At 65.1% G+C, this 17631-nt stretch carries 13 protein-coding genes and 1 pseudogene; 4 read left to right on the top strand and 10 right to left on the bottom strand.

Annotated features, from left to right (window positions below; all coding sequences use genetic code 11):
• Positions 1-31: 31 nt before the first annotated feature.
• The 3 genes from metH to ASF98_RS04385 all read right to left on the bottom strand — a co-directional run bounded on the left by metH (position 32) and on the right by ASF98_RS04385 (position 4960).
• Positions 32-3682, bottom strand: a complete 3651-nt coding sequence (gene metH / locus ASF98_RS04375; RefSeq protein WP_055797995.1) for a methionine synthase — start codon at positions 3680-3682, stop codon at positions 32-34.
• Positions 3683-3752: 70 nt separating this feature from the next.
• Positions 3753-4058, bottom strand: coding sequence for a hypothetical protein (locus ASF98_RS04380; protein ID WP_055797998.1), 306 nt, complete (start codon positions 4056-4058; stop codon positions 3753-3755).
• A 122-nt stretch (positions 4059-4180) separates the two neighbouring features.
• A complete protein-coding gene (locus ASF98_RS04385; RefSeq protein ID WP_055798198.1) occupies positions 4181-4960 on the bottom strand; it encodes an SDR family NAD(P)-dependent oxidoreductase in 780 nt (259 codons plus the stop codon).
• A gap of 83 nt (positions 4961-5043) precedes the next feature.
• Here ASF98_RS04385 and ASF98_RS04390 point away from each other — a divergent pair, with 83 nt between their 5' ends.
• Positions 5044-5649 carry a TetR family transcriptional regulator gene (locus ASF98_RS04390; RefSeq protein WP_055798001.1) on the top strand — a complete coding sequence of 202 codons (606 nt, stop codon included), beginning with the start codon at positions 5044-5046 and terminating at the stop codon, positions 5647-5649.
• A 328-nt stretch (positions 5650-5977) separates the two neighbouring features.
• Here the strand turns inward: ASF98_RS04390 and ASF98_RS04395 are convergent.
• Positions 5978-6760, bottom strand: a pseudogene (locus ASF98_RS04395) (ABC transporter ATP-binding protein); the annotation flags it as partial.
• Positions 6761-6880: 120 nt separating this feature from the next.
• A complete protein-coding gene (locus ASF98_RS04400) occupies positions 6881-8437 on the bottom strand; it encodes an amino acid permease (RefSeq protein WP_055798004.1) in 1557 nt (518 codons plus the stop codon).
• A gap of 743 nt (positions 8438-9180) precedes the next feature.
• Between ASF98_RS04400 and ASF98_RS04405 the strand changes: the two genes are divergently transcribed.
• From ASF98_RS04405 to ASF98_RS25125, 3 genes are all read left to right on the top strand, one after another.
• The gene (locus tag ASF98_RS04405) at positions 9181-10584 is read left to right on the top strand and encodes a DUF6421 family protein (protein ID WP_055798007.1); all 1404 of its coding nucleotides are present in this window, start codon (positions 9181-9183) and stop codon (positions 10582-10584) included.
• The gene (locus tag ASF98_RS04410; protein WP_055798010.1) at positions 10581-11339 is read left to right on the top strand and encodes an SDR family NAD(P)-dependent oxidoreductase; all 759 of its coding nucleotides are present in this window, start codon (positions 10581-10583) and stop codon (positions 11337-11339) included. Before ASF98_RS04405 ends, ASF98_RS04410 begins: the two co-directional genes overlap by 4 nt.
• Before the next feature lie 109 nt (positions 11340-11448).
• On the top strand, positions 11449-11841 hold the full coding sequence (locus ASF98_RS25125) for a beta-eliminating lyase-related protein (RefSeq protein WP_442854027.1): 393 nt from the start codon (positions 11449-11451) through the stop codon (positions 11839-11841).
• On the opposite strand, the gene ASF98_RS04415 is transcribed toward ASF98_RS25125, so the two are convergent.
• The 5 genes from ASF98_RS04415 to ASF98_RS04435 form a co-directional block, all read right to left on the bottom strand.
• Positions 11831-12700 (bottom strand): serine/threonine-protein kinase, encoded by an 870-nt coding sequence (locus tag ASF98_RS04415; protein ID WP_235505606.1) that lies wholly within the window; start codon positions 12698-12700, stop codon positions 11831-11833. The two genes, ASF98_RS25125 and ASF98_RS04415, sit on opposite strands and share 11 nt — an antisense overlap.
• The gene (locus tag ASF98_RS04420; RefSeq protein ID WP_055798013.1) at positions 12697-13170 is read right to left on the bottom strand and encodes a hypothetical protein; all 474 of its coding nucleotides are present in this window, start codon (positions 13168-13170) and stop codon (positions 12697-12699) included. The genes ASF98_RS04415 and ASF98_RS04420 overlap by 4 nt, the downstream gene beginning before the upstream one ends.
• A 40-nt stretch (positions 13171-13210) precedes the next feature.
• Positions 13211-13750 (bottom strand): MarR family winged helix-turn-helix transcriptional regulator, encoded by a 540-nt coding sequence (locus tag ASF98_RS04425; protein WP_055798016.1) that lies wholly within the window; start codon positions 13748-13750, stop codon positions 13211-13213.
• A 120-nt stretch (positions 13751-13870) separates the two neighbouring features.
• Positions 13871-15877 carry an ABC transporter ATP-binding protein gene (locus ASF98_RS04430; protein WP_055798019.1) on the bottom strand — a complete coding sequence of 669 codons (2007 nt, stop codon included), beginning with the start codon at positions 15875-15877 and terminating at the stop codon, positions 13871-13873.
• Complete coding sequence (locus ASF98_RS04435) at positions 15874-17622, bottom strand: ABC transporter ATP-binding protein (protein ID WP_055798022.1); 1749 nt, start codon at positions 17620-17622, stop codon at positions 15874-15876. The genes ASF98_RS04430 and ASF98_RS04435 overlap by 4 nt, the downstream gene beginning before the upstream one ends.
• Positions 17623-17631 lie beyond the last annotated feature (9 nt).

Consider the following 17631-nt stretch of genomic DNA (forward strand, 5'->3'; position numbering starts at 1 on the left):
TATCCCTGCTGAAACAGGCACCGACTCCACCTCACACCTTGAAGTACTTCGCCTCCGGGTGGTGGAACACGAAGGCGTCGGTGGACTGTTCGGGGTGCAGCATCAGCTCATCGCTCAGGATTACGCCCATCCGCTCGGGACGCAGCAGCTCCGTGACCTTGCGGCGGTCCTCCATGTCAGGGCACGCGGGGTACCCGAGCGAGAACCGTGCACCGCGGTAATCGAGCTTGAAGTACCCTGCCTTGTCCTTGGGCTCCTCGGCCGCGAATCCCAGCTCGGAGCGGATGCGGGCGTGCCAGAACTCCGCCAGCGCTTCCGTGAGCTGCATGACCAGGCCGTTGAGCTCGTAGTAGTCGCGGTAGTGGTTCCCCTTGAACAGCTCGGAAGTCACCTCATCGATCTTCGAGCCGGCGGTGACCAGCTGCACCGGCAGGACGTCCACCTGCCCTGATTCGCGCGAGCGGACGAAGTCGGACAGACACAGGTGCCGGTCCCGGCGCTGGCGCGGGAAATCGAAACGCAGCCGCTCGGTGCCGATCGGACCGCCGGAGCCGCCATCGGGGGCGAGCAGTCCCGCGTTGCCGAGGACGCCGTCGTGATCCTCCCCGTGGTGCAGCACCACCACCTGTTCCCCCTCGGAGACCACCGGGAAATAGCCGTAGGCGACGGATGCGTCCAGCATTCCCTCGGCGAGGATGCGGTCCAGCCAGTACCGCAGGCGCGGCCGGCCCTCGCGTTCCACCAGTTCCTCGTAGGAGGCGCCGTCGTCGCCGCGGCCGGGCTTGAGCCCCCACTGCCCCATGAAGGTGGCGCGCTCATCGAGCAACGCCGCGTAGTCGTGGAGTGCCACGCCGCGCACAATGCGCGTGCCCCAGAACGGCGGCGCAGGCACGGTGTTGTCGGCGGCGACGTCGGAACGGCCGGGCATGGCTTCCGGTTCGGTCACCGTGAACTTCGGGCCTCCCTTATGGATCCGCTTCTTCAGCGGCGGAAGGCCGACGGCGTCGGGGTCGGCGCCGCGGGCCACCTGCACCAGCGGTTCCATAAGTGCCAGGCCCTCAAAGGCGTCCTTGGCGTACCTGACGGTTCCTTCAAACTGCTCCGCCAGGTCCTGTTCCACGTAGGCACGGGTCAGGGCTGCGCCGCCGAGGATGATGGGCCACTTCTTCGCGAGCCCCCGGGACTGCAGTTCCGCGAGGTTCTCCTTCATCACCACGGTGGACTTCACCAGGAGCCCGGACATGCCAATCACGTCGGCGTCGTGCTCCTCGGCCGCGGCGATGATGTCGGCGATCGGCTGCTTGATGCCGATGTTGATCACTTTGTAGCCGTTGTTGGTGAGGATGATGTCCACCAGGTTCTTGCCGATGTCGTGCACATCGCCGCGCACGGTGGCGATCACCATGGTGCCCTTGCCCGAGGAATCCGACTTCTCCATGTGCGGTTCGAGCAGTGCCACCGCGTTCTTCATGACCTCGGCGGACTGCAGCACGAACGGCAGCTGCATCTCGCCGGCGCCGAAGCGCTCACCCACCACCTTCATGCCCTCGAGCAGCTGGTCGTTGATGATGGCCAGCGGGGTCATTCCCTCGGCGCGCGCCAGGTCGAGGTCCTCTTCGAGGCCCTTGCCTTCGCCGTCGATGATGCGCCGCTGCAGGCGTTCGCCGGTGGGCAGGGCGGCGAGTTCCGCGGCGCGCTGGTCCTTGAGCGCTGCGGTGTCGACGCCGGCAAACATGTCAAGCATGCTGTTCAGGGGGTCGTACGTGATGTTGCCGTCAGCGTCGTATTCGCGGCGGTCCCAGACGAGGTCCAGGGCCACCTTGCGCTGCTCCTCCGGCAATGAGGCGAGCGGCACGATTTTGGCGGCGTCGATGATGCCGCTGGAGAGGCCCGCCTGCACGGCCTCGTGCAGGAACACCGAGTTCAGGACGATGCGCGCTGCCGGGTTCAGTCCGAAGGAGACGTTCGAGACGCCCAGGGTGGTGTGGATGCCGGGGTATTTCGCGGTGATCTGGCGGATGGCCTCGATGGTTTCGATGCCGTCCCGGCGGGTCTCTTCCTGGCCGGTGGCGATGGGGAAGGTCAGGGCGTCGACGATGATGTCTTCGACGCGCATGCCCCACTCGCCCACCAGGGAGTCAATGAGGCGGGAGGCGATGGCCACCTTTCCCTCGGTGGTGCGTGCCTGGCCGTGCTCGTCGATGGTCAGGGCGATCACGGCGGTACCGTGTTCCTTCACGAGCGGCATGATGCGCGCGAAGCGGCTGTCCGGGCCGTCGCCGTCCTCGTAGTTGACGGAGTTGATTACCGGGCGCCCGCCGATGTGTTCGAGACCGGCCTGCAGCACGGGCGGTTCGGTGGAGTCGATGACGAGCGGGAGGGTTGAGGCCGACGCGAAACGCGAGACGATCTCCTTGATGTCGGCCACGCCGTCGCGCCCCACGTAGTCGATGCAGACGTCGAGCAGGTGCGCGCCGACACGGACCTGCTCGCGGGCGATATCGACGCAGTCATCCCAACGCTCTTCCAGCATCGCCTGGCGGAATGCCTTTGAACCGTTCGCATTGGTGCGCTCACCAATCGCGAGGTAGGAGGACTCCTGGTCGAACGGCACATGGTGGTAGAGGGAGGCGATGCCCGCTTCCCGTTCGGTGGGAACGCGGGCGCCGTCGGCGCCCCTCCCGCCGCCGGCGACGGCGTCGGTAGTGCGGAAGGGCGCAAGCCGTTCGACGACGGCGGCCATGTGCTCCGGCGTCGTACCGCAACATCCGCCTACGAGGCCCAGGCCGAATTCCCGCACGAACTGCTCGTGCGCGGTGGCGAGTTCGCTGGGTGACAGCGGATAGTGTGCGCCGTTGGGGCCAAGGACGGGCAGGCCGGCGTTGGGCATGCAGGCGATGGCCACGGAGGACTGCTTGGAGAGGTGGCGCAGGTGCTCGCTCATCTCATCCGGGCCGGTGGCGCAGTTCAGGCCGATGGCGTCGACGCCGAGCGGCTCGAGCGCGGTGAGGGCGGCGCCGATTTCGGAGCCCATCAGCATGGTTCCGGTGGTCTCGACGGTCACCTCAACGAAGATGGGGAGCCGGATGCCGCGGGCGACGATGGCCTGCTTGCAGCCGTTGACGGCGGCCTTGGTCTGCAGGAGGTCCTGGCTGGTCTCGATGAGGAAGGCGTCCGCCCCGCCGTCGATGAGGCCCTCGGCCTGCAGGGCGAAGGTCTGCTTGAGGTAGTCGTAGCTGGTGTGGCCGAGGCTGGGGAGCTTGGTGCCCGGCCCCATCGAGCCGAGGACCCAGCGCATCCGTCCGTCTGTTTTCTCTGCCGCTTCGGCGCGCTCGCGGGCAATCTGCGCACCCTTGCGGGCGAGCTCTTCAATGCGGTCGTCGATGCCGTAGTCGGAGAGGTTGGACCAGTTGGCGCCGAAGGTGTTGGTTTCCACGGCGTCGATGCCGGTGGCGAAGTAGGCGTCGTGGATGTCCGCGAGGACATCGGGTCGCGTGTCATTGAGGATCTCGTTGCAGCCTTCGAGCCCCAGGAAGTCCTTTTCAAGGGACAGTTCCCGGCCCTGCAGCATGGTGCCCATCGCCCCATCGGCGATGACGACCCGGTGGTTCACCGCATCCAGCAGCGCCTGAGCGCGGACGGGACGGGGGACGGACTCAATATCAAGCGCAAAACGAGGCATCTAAACAGGTTACGTCTGGGGGCCGGAACGTTGCGCTGTGTGTCCGTGTACTACGGCGGGGTGGTTGCGGTCAGCCCGCGCCTTGGCCCTCGCGGGCCGTCTCCTCCAGGATCCTGGCTGTGGGCGCTGCTGTCATCAGCTGCCCAATCACCTCGGGCTTATCCCACACCTCGCTGCGGAGCCGTTCCAGAAAGCCGTTCGCAGCTTCCTTGGTGTCGAAGTCAAGGAGCACGGCCACGTTGTTCGGCTCTTCTGTATCCCGGAACAGGCGGACAGACCTGGCGCCGGAGGCAGCGCGGCCTGCAGGATCGCTGTCGAATACTTTCTTGAATGCCTCGTAGTCCCGGACCGGATAGCTGATCTGCAGGGTGAACATCGTTGGTTCCTTTCCTCGGGCTGTGTCAGCTCAAAGATAGGCCTCCGAACGTCATCCCGGTAGGGCCGCGGGGTGGCCTTGAACCGGCGCTGCGTTCCCTTCCTCGCCTATGTTCCCGGCCCCTACAGCGCCGACCAGCCGCCGTCGGACGCGAGGATGGCGCCGTTGACGTTGGTGCCGTCGTCGCTGAGCAGGAAGGTGATGGAGGCGGCGAGCTGCGCCGCGGTGGCGGGCGCGGGGATAGTCACCTGCATCAGCGGGCCGAGTCGCTCGGCAGCCAGTTGGGAACCCCAGTCGGCCACGATATTGGTGATCGTGGCGCCCGGAGCCACGGCGTTGAAGCGCAGGCCCTTGGGCCCGTACATCACGGCCGAGTTCTTGGTCAGGCCGACGACGGCGTGCTTGGACGCCGTGTAGGCGGCGCCGGCGGCGGATCCACGCAGGCCTGCCTCGGAGGCGACGTTGACAACAGAGCCGACTCCGGCGTCGAGCATCAGCGGCACTACGGCGCGCGTGAGGCGCATCAGGGCGGTGACGTTGATCCGCAAAACCCGGTCCCAGGTTTCATCGTCCACGTCGTGAATCGGCGCGAACTTGTCCATGATGCCGGCAACGTTCGCCAGGGCGTCGACCCTGCCGCCGGCAGCGGTGACGACGGCGGCTACGGTCTCCTCGGTGGAGATGTCGCCGGCCACGGGGACCAGATCCAGTCCGGCGTTCTTTTCCACGAGCGCGTCCAGGCGCTCCTTGCTGATATCCGCAGCGATGACGCGGCCCCCTTCCTTGGCGACGCGCAGGGCCGTGGCCTGGCCGATGCCCGACCCCGCGCCCGTGACAATGACGGTCTTGCCGGCAAACCGGCCGTTGGTGGTGACTTCCTGCCATGAAGCTTCGTTGCCCATGATGTCCTTCCAGACGTTGCTGAGGGTGATGTGATCCACCTTATGACACTCTGTGTCATTATGTAAGGGTGAATACTGGTGGGATGCCTTCGGATGCTGTGAAGACCGCCGTTCCGCGCCCCACCGGGCGCCCGGTGACGATTGATCCCGACGCCGTGGCCGCCATTGCGCTGCGGCTGTTCGCCGAGCGCGGCTACGAGCAGACCTCCATGGAGGACATCGCGCGCGAGGCCGGGATCGGGCGCAAGAGCCTGTACCGCTACTTCTCGAACAAAGCCGAACTCGTCTGGGGCGGCATGGAGCCGGTGGTCGAGGCCTCCGGGCGGGTTCTGGATTCAGCCCGCGTTCAAGGCGCTTCCGACGGCGATGTCCTGGCGGGGCTGCGCGAGGCGGCTGTCGCGGGGATTACTGTGCTGCCTGACCTGGCGGTGACGCGCGGCCGACTGCGGCTGATCGCCGAGCATCCGGAACTGGCAAGCCGGAGCTACGGGTCGCTGGCGCCGCAGCGCGAGCGGGCCCGGGCCTACCTGGTTTCGACCGGTGTTGGCGAGGATGTTGCCGGGTATATGTGCGCCGCGTATCTTGGTGCGACGTTCGAAGCCTGGATGCAGTGGGCCGCGGGGACGGATCCGGATCCGGCGCCGTACCTGGTGGCGGCTGTTGGGGTGCTGCGGGTGCCGGAGGCTTAGATCGCGAGCTCTAGATCCCACAAAGGACTGCACCACCAGGGGTCATCGGGACGTGCGGTGCCTCGATGGAGCCGCCCTCTTTAGTGTGGACGTAATGATGTCTCGGAGTCGCGTATGCCCCGCCCATAAAAAACTGTCCCGCTTAGGAAGCTAAACCGCTGCCGTTTGGCCCTTGACCGCGCACATCACCGGCTACGCGGGTCATCAACCGACGAGCGGGACCTGACATCCAGCGGGATGGACTTGCCGCGCTCGGCTTACGCGAGGACCGGATCTACGTGAGTCACGGACTGATCGGCGGGAACAGGGATCGGCCCGGACTGCCCGATGCCTTCGTCGCCGTCGGCGCCAGCGACACCTTCGTCGTCAACAAACTCGACCGGTTCGGGAGCAACTGCTTCTCGCCGGCGGACACGTTTCCGCCCTCGTCCTCCAGCACCGTGTCGTAGCCCTCCGGCAGCGAGTGCACGAACCGGTCCACATACGCGCCCGCGCCGCCTCCAGAATCTCGGCTTCCGAAGCCGAGGGCCGTCCATACGCAATATTGTCCCGAATGCTCCCGCCGAACAGCCAGGTATCCTGCAGCACCATCCCCATCCGCGAGCGCAGCTCACGCCGGGGCACCGAGGTGATGTCCACGCCGTCGAGCGTTTTCCGCCCGGCGTCAATTTCGTAGAACCGCATCATCAGGTTCACCAGCGTGGTCTTCCCCGCACCGGTAGGCCGACAATCGCCACAGTCTGCCCCGGCTCCGCCACAGGCGTCAAAAGGAGATCAGCGGCTTGTCCGGCGAGTAGGGAAGGACACGTCCTCGAACACCAGCCGCCCCCACCCGCCGGCAGGAACAGAACCGGCAGCCTCCGGCGACTCCTCCGGCTCATCCAGCAAAGAGAACACCCGCTCGGCCGACGCCACCCCGGACTGCAGCAGATTGGCCATCGACCCCAACTGCGGCCAGCGGCATGGTGCACTGCCGCGAATACTGGATGAACGCCTGCACATCGCCCAGCTGCATCGCCCCGGACGCCACCTGCAGCCTGCCCACCACGGCGATCCCCACGTACACCAGGTTCCCGATGAACGTCATGGCCGGCATGATCAGCCCGGAAATGTGCCGCGGGTGACGATGGCCTGAGGGTTGCCAGACCTGGGTGAGAAACGACCGTTACTGACCTGCGGGAGGAGCGAAGCCGGGTGCTGTTCGCACCCGGCTTCCCTCTTTCTGGCCTAGTTACTGGGTGGCACCCCTAGGTTCGTCCTCGACGTCCTTAGGTGCCGTGAGATCCATCCCGAGCAGCGGCACTACTTTGGACTTGGTGAAGTAGCGGTGACCCAGCCATAGAACGATGAATACTGGCAACCCGATGTAGGAGGAAAGCACCTCCACGGACCGTCCGGCAAGCACAGCCTCGTAGTTCTGTCCCGCAATGACCAGTATGAGCAGGGCGAAGGCCAGCAGCGGGCCAATGGGGAACAGGGATGCTTTGTACGGCAGGTCGCTGACTTTGTTTCCCTGGGCCAGGAAGCCGCGCCTGAAACGGTAGTGGGAGACCGCGATTCCCGCCCAGACGATGAAGCCGCATAGGCCGGACATGTTCAGCAGCCAGGAGTAGGCTGCACCCTGCCCGACGATCGCGGAGAGGAACCCGAAAAGTCCCACGGCCGCCGTCGCGAGCAACGCCGCGATCGGCACACCACGCGCATTGGTTCGGCCGAAGATCTTCGGGGCCATACCGTCATGGGCCATGGCGTAAAGCATCCGAGTGGAGGCATATAGTCCGGAGTTGCCCGCGGACAGGATGGCGGTCAGGATCACGGCGTTCATCAAGGCCGCCGCGAAGGCGATGCCTGCGCGAGAGAAGACCAGGGTAAAGGGCGATGATGCAATATCGGACTCACCGGAGGCCAGCAGGCTCGGATCGGTGAACGGGATGAGGCAGCCGATGATAAAGATGGCGCCAATGTAGAAAAGCATGATGCGCCAGAAGACAGTGCGGATAGCCTTCGGCACCTCGCGGCGCGGGTCCTTCGCCTCGCCGGCGGCAACTCCTACGAGCTCGGTGCCCTGGAAGGAGAACCCGGCAACCATGAAGACCGAGATGATCGAGACCCAACCCCCGTGGAACACGTCATCGCGGTTTTCCCAGTTGCTAAGTCCCGGAGAGTTATCCCCGAGGATGCCGAAAATCATCAGCACGCCGGCGATCAGGAAGAGCACCACTGCGCTCACCTTGATCAGTGAAAGCCAGAATTCCGACTCACCAAAGGCCTTGGCCGAGAGGGCATTGAGCCCGGTCAGCACCAGCAGGAAGATGCCGGCCCACACCCATCCTGGGACCCCCGGGAACCAGAAGTCCATGATGATTCCGGCCGCGACCAGCTCTGCGGCCACCGTGATGGCCCAGTTGAACCAATAGTTCCAGCCGATCGCGAACCCAAAGGACGGGGAGACGAAACGGGTGGCAAAGGACTGGAACGAACCGGCAACCGGTATTTTGGCCGACATCTCGCCCAATGACTGCATCAATAGGAATACCATCAGCCCGACCAGCGCGTAGCCGGCCAACGCACCGCCGGGACCCGCCTGGGAAATGGTGCTGCCCGAGGCCACAAACAGCCCGGTACCGATCGCACCGCCGATGGCGATCATCTGCAGGTGGCGGTGGTTTAGCCCGCGCTTGAGTTCGTTGGTGGATTCGCCGGAAGCGTGATTTGCCGCTATCGCAAGGGAAGACCCCGCTGTTCCATCGGGCTTGATTTCTGTGAGGGTTCCGCTCGGTGGGGTCATGCAGCACCACCCCTGGATATCGTTGCGGGCCGGGTCGGGTTCCCTGTGCCAATAGCGGCTCGACCGGTGCAGGCTTCTGCGACTGCGGTGTCGAGCAGATAGCCCATCGCATCATTGCGCGGTGCTGCCTGCGTGCTGGTGTACCCCGAGCTAAGAAACAGTCCTGAACCGGAGCAAAGACCGGTTTCAGGGGTGTCGGTAGCAATAGCCCGATCACTTATTTGCGTGTGGGAGCCAAGTCCCATGGTGCCTCCGAAAAGGTAGCTGCGGTGAGTTTGGGCCTTCCGAAGCCCTCGGGCCGGGAAGGATGGTGATCAAGCTAACACAGGCAAAGGAGGCGACATTTGGCGGGGCGAATGTTGCACGACCGACGGGTCAAGTCCTTACGCATAGGCGGTGGCAATCCAATCTGAGCGTAAGAGTTGCTGACCTGATGCCGTCCGGTGGCTAAGCAGCCCTGATGATCTGATATGACGCGTCGATAGTCGGCGAGTAGACCACGCCACCGATGGCGCACGTGGCAGGAGCCGAACCTCTCGACCCGTCCCGATACCGCCGCTCATTCGCCGTGATGCGCCGTTTCCGGGATGTCTTAAGAACACCGACCCACAGGTCAGACGCAGGCATTGCAATGAAGAGCGGTCCCCGAGCACAAGAATTTCTTATGCATGTTGGAATAACCCTTCACAGATGCTTACGCACTGCTAGCTTCTTCAGGAATCCCCTCAACGGAAGGAACGAGCATGTCTGTAATCGCAAACCCTGAAGTGACAACCATCCGGGCAGAAGACCTCAAGGCGCTCCCCGCATGGCTGGCTCTGAAAACAGCCGTCGTCGGGCTGCAGCGGGTTCAAGTGCAGGACGGTTCCGTTCCGGAACCCGCTGACCATGACCAGGCCCGCCGGAATGTCGGCATCATTACGGACTCAATCAACGATCTGCGCCACCACCTCCCCCACGACACGGACTACCTTGAACTGCTCGTGCAGGACCTCCAGCGGTGGGCGGCGGAGGGCTTCGTGGTACCGGATTTCCTCGACTCATTGGTAGCCTTCCACCCTGAGCAGTGGCGCGTCGACGGGCTGCCGCACCTGGTTCTGTTTCCCATGTACACGCAGAACGGCAGCACGAACCGATACTTCGAGGCCGTCCTCATCGAGGTCATTTGGCCTTCATTCGTGGCTGACTTGGAGGCAACAAACTACTCCAACAAGCTGTTCGTCCCCATCAGCTTCATCGATTTCACGCCCGGCTATGACACGAACGCCGCAGTTCTCTTCCCCGAGAGCGTAGCGGTCCGGAGCACCCCTTCCTTCACGTGGGGAGGTATCTTCGCGGACCGCGAAGCTGCCCGGTTCCGTCGCGTCCTCAAAACTGCCGCCGACATCACTTCCCTGGACCTGCCGGCTGACGCCGCGGAATTCATCGACGACCAGCACCTCACGGAGAAGACCTTCGTGATGTGGGATCTGATCCATGACCGGACCCACATGCGCGGTGACCTGCCCTTTGACCCGTTCATGATCAAGCAGCGGATGCCGTATTTCCTGTACTCCCTGGAGGAGCTCCGCTGCGATCTGACCGCCTTCCGCGAGTCCGTCCTCATCGAGCGGGACGAGACGGCTTCCGAGGACGCCCGCAAGCACGCCAAGCTGGTCCAGTACGCCGTGATCTTCGACCGCATTTTCCGCTTCGCGATTACAGGGAACAGGGTCCGTAACTACGACGCCGTGGGCGGCCAATTGCTGTTCGCCTGGATGCACCAGCACCGGGTCCTGCACTGGACCGATGGAAAGTTGAGCATCGACTGGACAGACGTCGCCGGCGTGGTCGTCGAACTGGGTCTCCGCATCGAGGAACTCTACTGGCGTTCAATCGACAGGCCGAAGACCGCACACTGGCTGGCTGCCTACGATCTCGTCTCGGAAACCCTCACCCCCCACCCGGCCTCCGTGTGGGCCAAGGGACCGGAGGCCCTTCGGCTTGACGGCCCGCCCCGGGACCTGACGGACCAGATCCTTGATGACGAATTCCCCCTGTCGATGTTCTACGAAGCACTGGAGAAGAAGATGCGCCCCGTTATTGACTCAACTGCGGGAATCACCGGGAAGAGCCCTGTCAAGACTGAGGGCGAGGCCGGCGCATGAGCCAGGACCTCTCGGGGCGTACGGTCGTCGTCGCCGGTTCGACAAGCGCCGCAGGCGTCGCGGTAGTCCATGCCCTCTCGCAAGCAGGGGCACGCGTGGCCGCCGTGGACATCCTTGAGGACCGGGTGCAGGAGCTCGCGGCCGCTTACGACAACGTCACGGGCTATGTCTGCAACCTCGCGGACCTACAAGCCGTTGAGAACTTGGCGACGTCTGTCCGGAACGATCTGGGTCCCGTGGACGGCCTTATCCATCTTGTGGGAGGGTGGCGGGGCGGTACCGGAATTACAGACCAGACGGATGCCGACTGGGACTTCCTGCACACCAGCGTCCTCACCACATTGAGGAACACCAGCCGCGCTTTTTACGACGATTTGGCTGCCTCCCCTGCGGGTCGCCTGGCCGTCGTTTCCGCACAGTCAGCCTCCTCGCCGACAGCGGGCGGCGCCGCCTATGCCGCCGTCAAGTCAGCCGCCGAGGCATGGACCCTGGCCGTGGCCGACGGATTCCGGCACCTGCAGGGAGGAAATGGAAGCCCCCACTCCGCTCAGCACTCAGCCGCCCTGGTCTTCGTCGTCAAGGCTCTGGTCGATGACCGGATGCGCGCAGCCCAGCCGGAACGGAAATTTCCGGGCTACACCGATGTCAGTGTCCTTGCGGACGCTGTACAGCGGATCTTCGATCTGGAAGCAGAACAGATCAACGGGCAGCGCTTGCCCCTCACGGCCGGCCAACTCGCAGGTGCACCGGCATGAGCGTCAGCGTTGATACATAGCAGGCGTCCCACAGGTACTGGCGGGGCGCCTGCACGACCCGGCATACCGGGGCTTCGCCTCGGATAGCTACGCCGGGGCTCACGCCGAAATCGTCGAAGCAGTTCAGGCAGCCAACGAAGGCCACGTCACCGCATACGGCGAAGATGTCTACACAGCAGCGCTTCAAGTTGTCATCAAGTCCCACTTCGGGGCAGCTGCCAGCGCCTATCCGGTCTTCAATGGAACAGGGGCCAACGTCCTTGCCCTGCAAGCCCTGCTCCCGCGTTGGGGCGCTGTCATCTGCGCGGCAACAGCGCATATCAATACCGACGAAAAACGGCGCCCCGTGGATGTGCTCGTGGGACACCACCGAGACCGACGTCCACTCTCGTTGCCGCAGTGCAGGCTGCCGTCGGCTCTCCCGCCAACGAAACGCCTAAGTAAGAGACGTAACTGCGGACTGCAAGCACAAATCCAACTCCCGCTACCGCCTACCGGCTGATCCTGTGGAGCGTGCGGTGGACCTCGGACGCGCTGGGTCGCCGGGCAGGGTCCGTGTCTGTCATGGCGAGCAGGAGCCGGGACCAGCGCCGCTGGACGGTAGCGGGAAGCCGGGGTGAGCGCAGGGTACGGGCAACCATCGATTCCAAGGCCGGCCCGGGAAATGCCTTGATGCCGGTGAGGCTTTCGAAGATGACCAGGCCAAGGGCATAGATGTCGCTGGCGCTGGTGGCGTGCTGTCCGTGGACTGCCTCGGGGCTCAGGTAGTGCGGGGTGCCTGATACATCCGTGTTCGGGCGGTGCCAGGAGCTGGTGGCGATTCCGAAGTCGATGAGTTTGGCCTCGGCCTTGGAGGCCCTGTCATCAGCCCGGTTCACCATGATGTTGGCGGGTTTGACGTCGTTGTGCACGATGCCTTTGCGGTGGATGTGCGACAGGGCCGACGCAACTCCGCCCATCCACGCCGCCACGTCCGCGGCATCCACCGGCCCCTCGTGGATCGCCCGTCGGAGATCGGTCCCTGCGGCGAGTTCGGCGGCGATGTAGTTCCGGCCCGAGCCTGTGCCGCCGTCGGCAGGCATGCGGCCATACCTTTTGATCCGCATGATGTTGTTGTGGTGCAGGCGTGCGTGGAGCTCAATCTCCCGGTTGAACGGCGAGTCGGGATTGGCTGCCTCTGCCCGGAAGATCTTGAGGGCTGCAGATCCGCCGCTAAGCAGGTCCGTCGCCTGGTAAACGTCAGCTTCCGCGCCGCGCCCCAGCAGTGCTCCAACCTGATACCGCCGCTCCACGGTGCGGCGCCCGCCCCCGGCAGCGCCCAGCCGGCCGGCAACCGCCGGCCGGATCAGGGTTGCCGTCACTGGAGAAGTTCGAGAAGCTCAGCATGCGTGAGGCCGCCTTCGAAGGCAATGGCCGCGGAATCGGCCCCGGCAGCCATGGCCCTTTTCACTGCGGAGACGAATGCGGCCTCCGCGACATCCATTTCCCACTGCAAGCTCTCAAGCCGTGCCCCCGCTGCGTGAACCGCGGCCAAGGGGTCGACTTCCGACTCGGCGTCCTGCCGGAAGCTGTCCTGCCGGAAGCCGCAGGCGCAGACCCATTCCCCCAGATCCGTGTGGGTTTGCGCCCAGGGCAGTGAGGGAACCGGCGACGGCGTCATTCTCATGCCACAGTGCAACGGTGCACCGTCCGCGGCCTCGTGGCTTACCGGCGTCTCCGGGCCGGCCGGGAGCTGATCGCTGAGGTCCCCGGTGAAGCTGACGGACCGTCCAGGAAAGGAATGGGATTTGAGGGGAAAGCTGGAGGTTGTCCGTTCGGCCACAGCAGTCATGCGATCCATCCCTAAATAGCTAGCTAAGTACCTAGCTAGACTACCTAGTTTTATTTGGATGTCCAGCAGGGGGTTGGTCCGACTCACTGTCGAGCGTGTCGACCGCGTCCCGCATCGCCAGAAGGAAGTAGGTGACGGCAGCTGCCTGTTCGGGCGTGAGTGATTCCGCGACTTCGATCATGCGCTGGTGCATCTTGCCGAGGGTCTGGCGGACTTCCGCGTCCGCGCCCGGGGTGGGGCGGAGAAGGATGGCCCGGCGGTCCGAGGGGTGCGTTTCGCGGGTGACATATCCCCCGGTCACCATTCGATCAACCAGGGATGTCATGGATGCCGAGGTCATGCCCAGGCGGGCTGCAAGTTCTTTGGGCTGTATGCCGACGCCGGCCTTGTCAGCCTCCAGCAGGTAGCGCAGGGCGAGAAGGTCGGACTCCCCCATTTCCATGGATGAACGCGTCCGGCGCCTCATGGCGGTTTCGGAGGCCCGGTACTCACGAAGGGCGTTCAGGACTGCGACCGCAGCAGCCCTGTGGTCCTGCTCGGAGGGATACCAATAGCCATCGCCTGCACCATATGCATTCATCAGGATTTCCTTCGACCGCCTAGTTACACGCCGGACTAACCAATAGATGGTAGCCCAACCGGCCCATGCTGGCGGTATCTTGCCGGTCGGCCATGCGGACCGTGACGGCGAGGGAACCCCCTAAACCTCCGCCACCGGAGCCGCGAACTGGGCCTCGTAGAGCCGCGCATAGGCCCCGCCCGCGGCCAACAAGGAAGCGTGCGTGCCCTGCTCCACGATCTGCCCTGCCTCCATCACCAGGATGAGGTCAGCGTCGCGGATCGTTGACAGGCGGTGGGCGATCACAAACGAAGTCCGGTCGGACCGCAGCGCACTCATCGCCTTCTGCACCAGCACCTCCGTCCGGGTGTCCACGGAAGAAGTCGCCTCGTCCAGGATCAGCACCGACGGCCGGGCCAGGAACGCGCGGGCAATCGTCAGCAGCTGCTTCTCGCCCGCGGACACGTTTCCGCCCTCGTCCTCCAGCACCGTGTCGTAACCCTCCGGCAGCGAGTGCACGAACCGGTCCACGTACGTCGCCTTCGCCGCCTCCAGAATCTCGGCTTCCGAAGCCGAGGGCCGCCCGTAGGCAATGTTGTCCCGGATCGTCCCGCCGAACAGCCACGTATCCTGCAGCACCATGCCCATACGCGAGCGCAGCTCGCGCCGGGAGACAGAGGTGATGTCCACGCCGTCGAGCGTTATCCGCCCCGCATCAATCTCGTAGAACCGCATCATCAGGTTCACCAGCGTCGTCTTGCCGGCCCCCGTGGGGCCGACGATCGCCACTGTCTGCCCCGGCTCCGCCACCAGCGAAAGGTTAGAGATCAGCGGCTTGTCCGGCGAATAGGAGAACGAGACGTTCTCGAACACCAGCCGCCCCCGCCCGCCGGCAGGAACAGAACCGGCAGCCTCCGGCGACTCCTCCGGCTCATCCAGCAACGAGAACACCCGCTCGGCCGACGCCACCCCGGACTGCAGCAGGTTAGCCATGGACCCCAACTGCGCCAGCGGCTGCGTGAACTGCCGCGAGTACTGGATGAATGCCTGCACATCGCCCAGCTGCATCGCCCCGGACGCAACCTGCAGGCCGCCCACCACGGCGATCCCCACGTACACCAGGTTCCCGATGAACGTCATGGCCGGCATGATCAGGCCGGAAATGAACTGCGCGCCGAAGCTCGCCTCATACAGCTCCGCGTTCTTCTGCCGGAACCGTTCCCCCACCTCCTGCTGCCGACCGAACACCTTCACCAGCGCATGCCCGGTGTAGGTCTCCTCGATCTGGCCGTTGAGCTCGCCGGTGTGCTTCCACTGCGCCACGAACAGCTTCTGCGAGCGCTTGGCGATCACCGCCGTCGTCACCAGTGTCAGCGGAATGGTCACCAGCGCAATGATCGCCAGCGTCGGCGAGAGCAGGAACATCATCAGCAGCACGCCCGCCACGGTCAGCAGCGACATCACCGCCTGGCTGATGGTCTGCTGCAGGCTCTGGGAAATGTTGTCGACGTCGTTCGTCACCCGGCTGAGCAGCTCGCCGCGCTGGATCGAATCGAAATACCGCAGCGGCAGCCGGTTGATCTTCGCCTCGATCCGCTCGCGCAGCCGGAAGACGGTCCGCTGCACCACGCCGTTGAGCACGTACGCCTGCACCCACATAAACGCGGACGCCAGCACGTACAGCACCAGCGCCCACAGCAGCACACTCGCCAGCGCCGTGAAGTCGATCCCCGTCCCCGGCGTCAGCGCCATGGCACTGAGCATGTCCGCCTTCTGGTTCTCCCCCGCGGCCCGCAGCTGCGCGATCAGCTGCGCTTTGGTCATCCCCGCCGGGAGCTGCTTGGACACGACGCCCGCGAAGATGATGTTGGTGCCCTCGCCCAGCAGCCGCGGCCCGATCACGGACAACGTCACCCCGGCAACGCTCAGCGCGATCACCAGCACCAGCCACAGCCGCTCCGGCCGCAGCGTGCCCAGCAGCCGCCTGGCCGACGGCCAGAAGTTCATCGCCTTTTCCGCCGGGATGTTCATCCCCGCGAACGGTCCCCCGCGTCCCGGGCCCATGGGCGGACGCGGCGGGCGTCCGACGGCGGTGCTCCCGGTTTCCGGGGCCGGTCCCGGCCGGGTGGGTGTGCTTCGCCCGCTCATACCGCCTCCTCCGCTGCCAGCTGCGAGGACACGATCTCGCGGTACGTTTCCGACGTCTCCAGCAGGTCATCGTGCGTTCCGTGCCCCACGATCCTGCCGTCGTCGAGCACCAGGATCTGGTCCGCGTCGGCAATGCTGGACACCCGCTGGGCGATGATCACCAGGGTGGCGCCGGAGGTGTTGTGCTTGAGCGCCTGCCTCAGCCGGGCGTCAGTGGCGGTGTCCAGCGAGGAGAACGAGTCGTCGAAGATGTAGAGCTCGGGCTGTTTCACCAGCGCCCGGGCGATCGCGATCCGCTGCCGCTGCCCGCCGGACACGTTGGTGCCGCCCTGCGAGATGGGCGCATCCAGCCCGCCCTCCATCTCCCGGACAAAGTCCTGCGCCTGCGCGGTGGTGAGTGCCCGCCACATCTCATCCTCGGTGGCATCTGGCTTGCCGTAGAGCAGGTTGCTGCGCACCGTGCCGGAGAACAGGTACGGCCGCTGCGGCACCAGGCCGATGTGCCCCCACAGCTGGTCCGGGTGCAGCTCGCGGACGTCCACGCCGTCGAACTTCACCGAGCCGCTGGTGGCATCGAAAAGCCGCGGCAGCAGGTTCACCAGCGTGGTCTTGCCGGACCCGGTGCTGCCGATGATCGCCGTCGTCTGCCCCGAACGGGCAGTGAAACTAATCCCGGACAGAACCGGCTGCTCGGCACCCGGGTAGGCAAATCCGACGTCGTGCATCTCCATCTCGCCGCTGCCCGCACCGCCCCGGCCGGCGGCAGCGGTGACCGGATGCTCCGGCGGCCGCACGCTCGACTCCGTGGTCAGCACCTCGCCGATCCGGTCCGCAGAAACCGCCGCGCGCGGGATCATCACCGCCATGAACGTGGCCATCATGACGGACATCAGGATCTGCAGCAGGTAGCTGAGGAAGGCAATCAGCGTGCCCACCTGCATGGAACCGTCCTCGATCCGGAATGAGCCGAACCAGATCACCGCCACGCTGGAGACGTTCAGCACCAGCATCACAACAGGGAAGGCGAGCGCCATCAGCCGGCCGGCCCGCAGTGCGGTGTCCGTGACGTCCTCGTTGGCGCGGGCAAACCGGGCGGTCTCGATGTCCTCCCGCACGAACGCCCGCACCACCCGGATGCCGGTGAGCTGCTCGCGGAGCACCCGGTTCACGGTGTCGATCCGCACCTGCATCTTCCGGAACAGCGGCACCATGCGGGTGATGATGAGCGCGACGGCGACCAGCAGCACCGGGACGCTGACGGCGATCAGCCAGGACAGCTGCGCATCCTGCCGGACCGCCATGATCACCCCGCCGATGCTGAGCATGGGCGCGGCCACCATCATCGTGGCGGACATCAGCACCAGCTGCTGGACCTGCTGGACGTCGTTCGTGGAGCGGGTGATCAGGCTCGGCGCCCCGAACCTGGTGACCTCCTGCTCGGAGAACTCCCCCACCCGGGTGAAGATGGCCCCGCGCAGGTCCCGGCCCAGCGCCATGGCCGCCTTCGCCCCGAAATACACGGCCACCACCGCGCAGGCGATCTGCAGCAAGGTGATGAACAGCATGAGGCTGCCCACCCGGAGGATATACCCGGTATCCCCCTTGGCCACGCCTTCATCGATGATGTCCGCGTTCAGCGTGGGCAGGTACAGGGACGCTATGGACTGCGCCAGCTGGAAAATCACGACGGCGATCAGCAGCCGCCGCTGCGGCCGCAGGTACTCAACGAGCAGTTTCCAGAGCATCCGGACTCC

Source organism: Arthrobacter sp. Leaf337 (assembly GCF_001423745.1).
Taxonomy (GTDB): Bacteria; Actinomycetota; Actinomycetes; order Actinomycetales; family Micrococcaceae; genus Arthrobacter.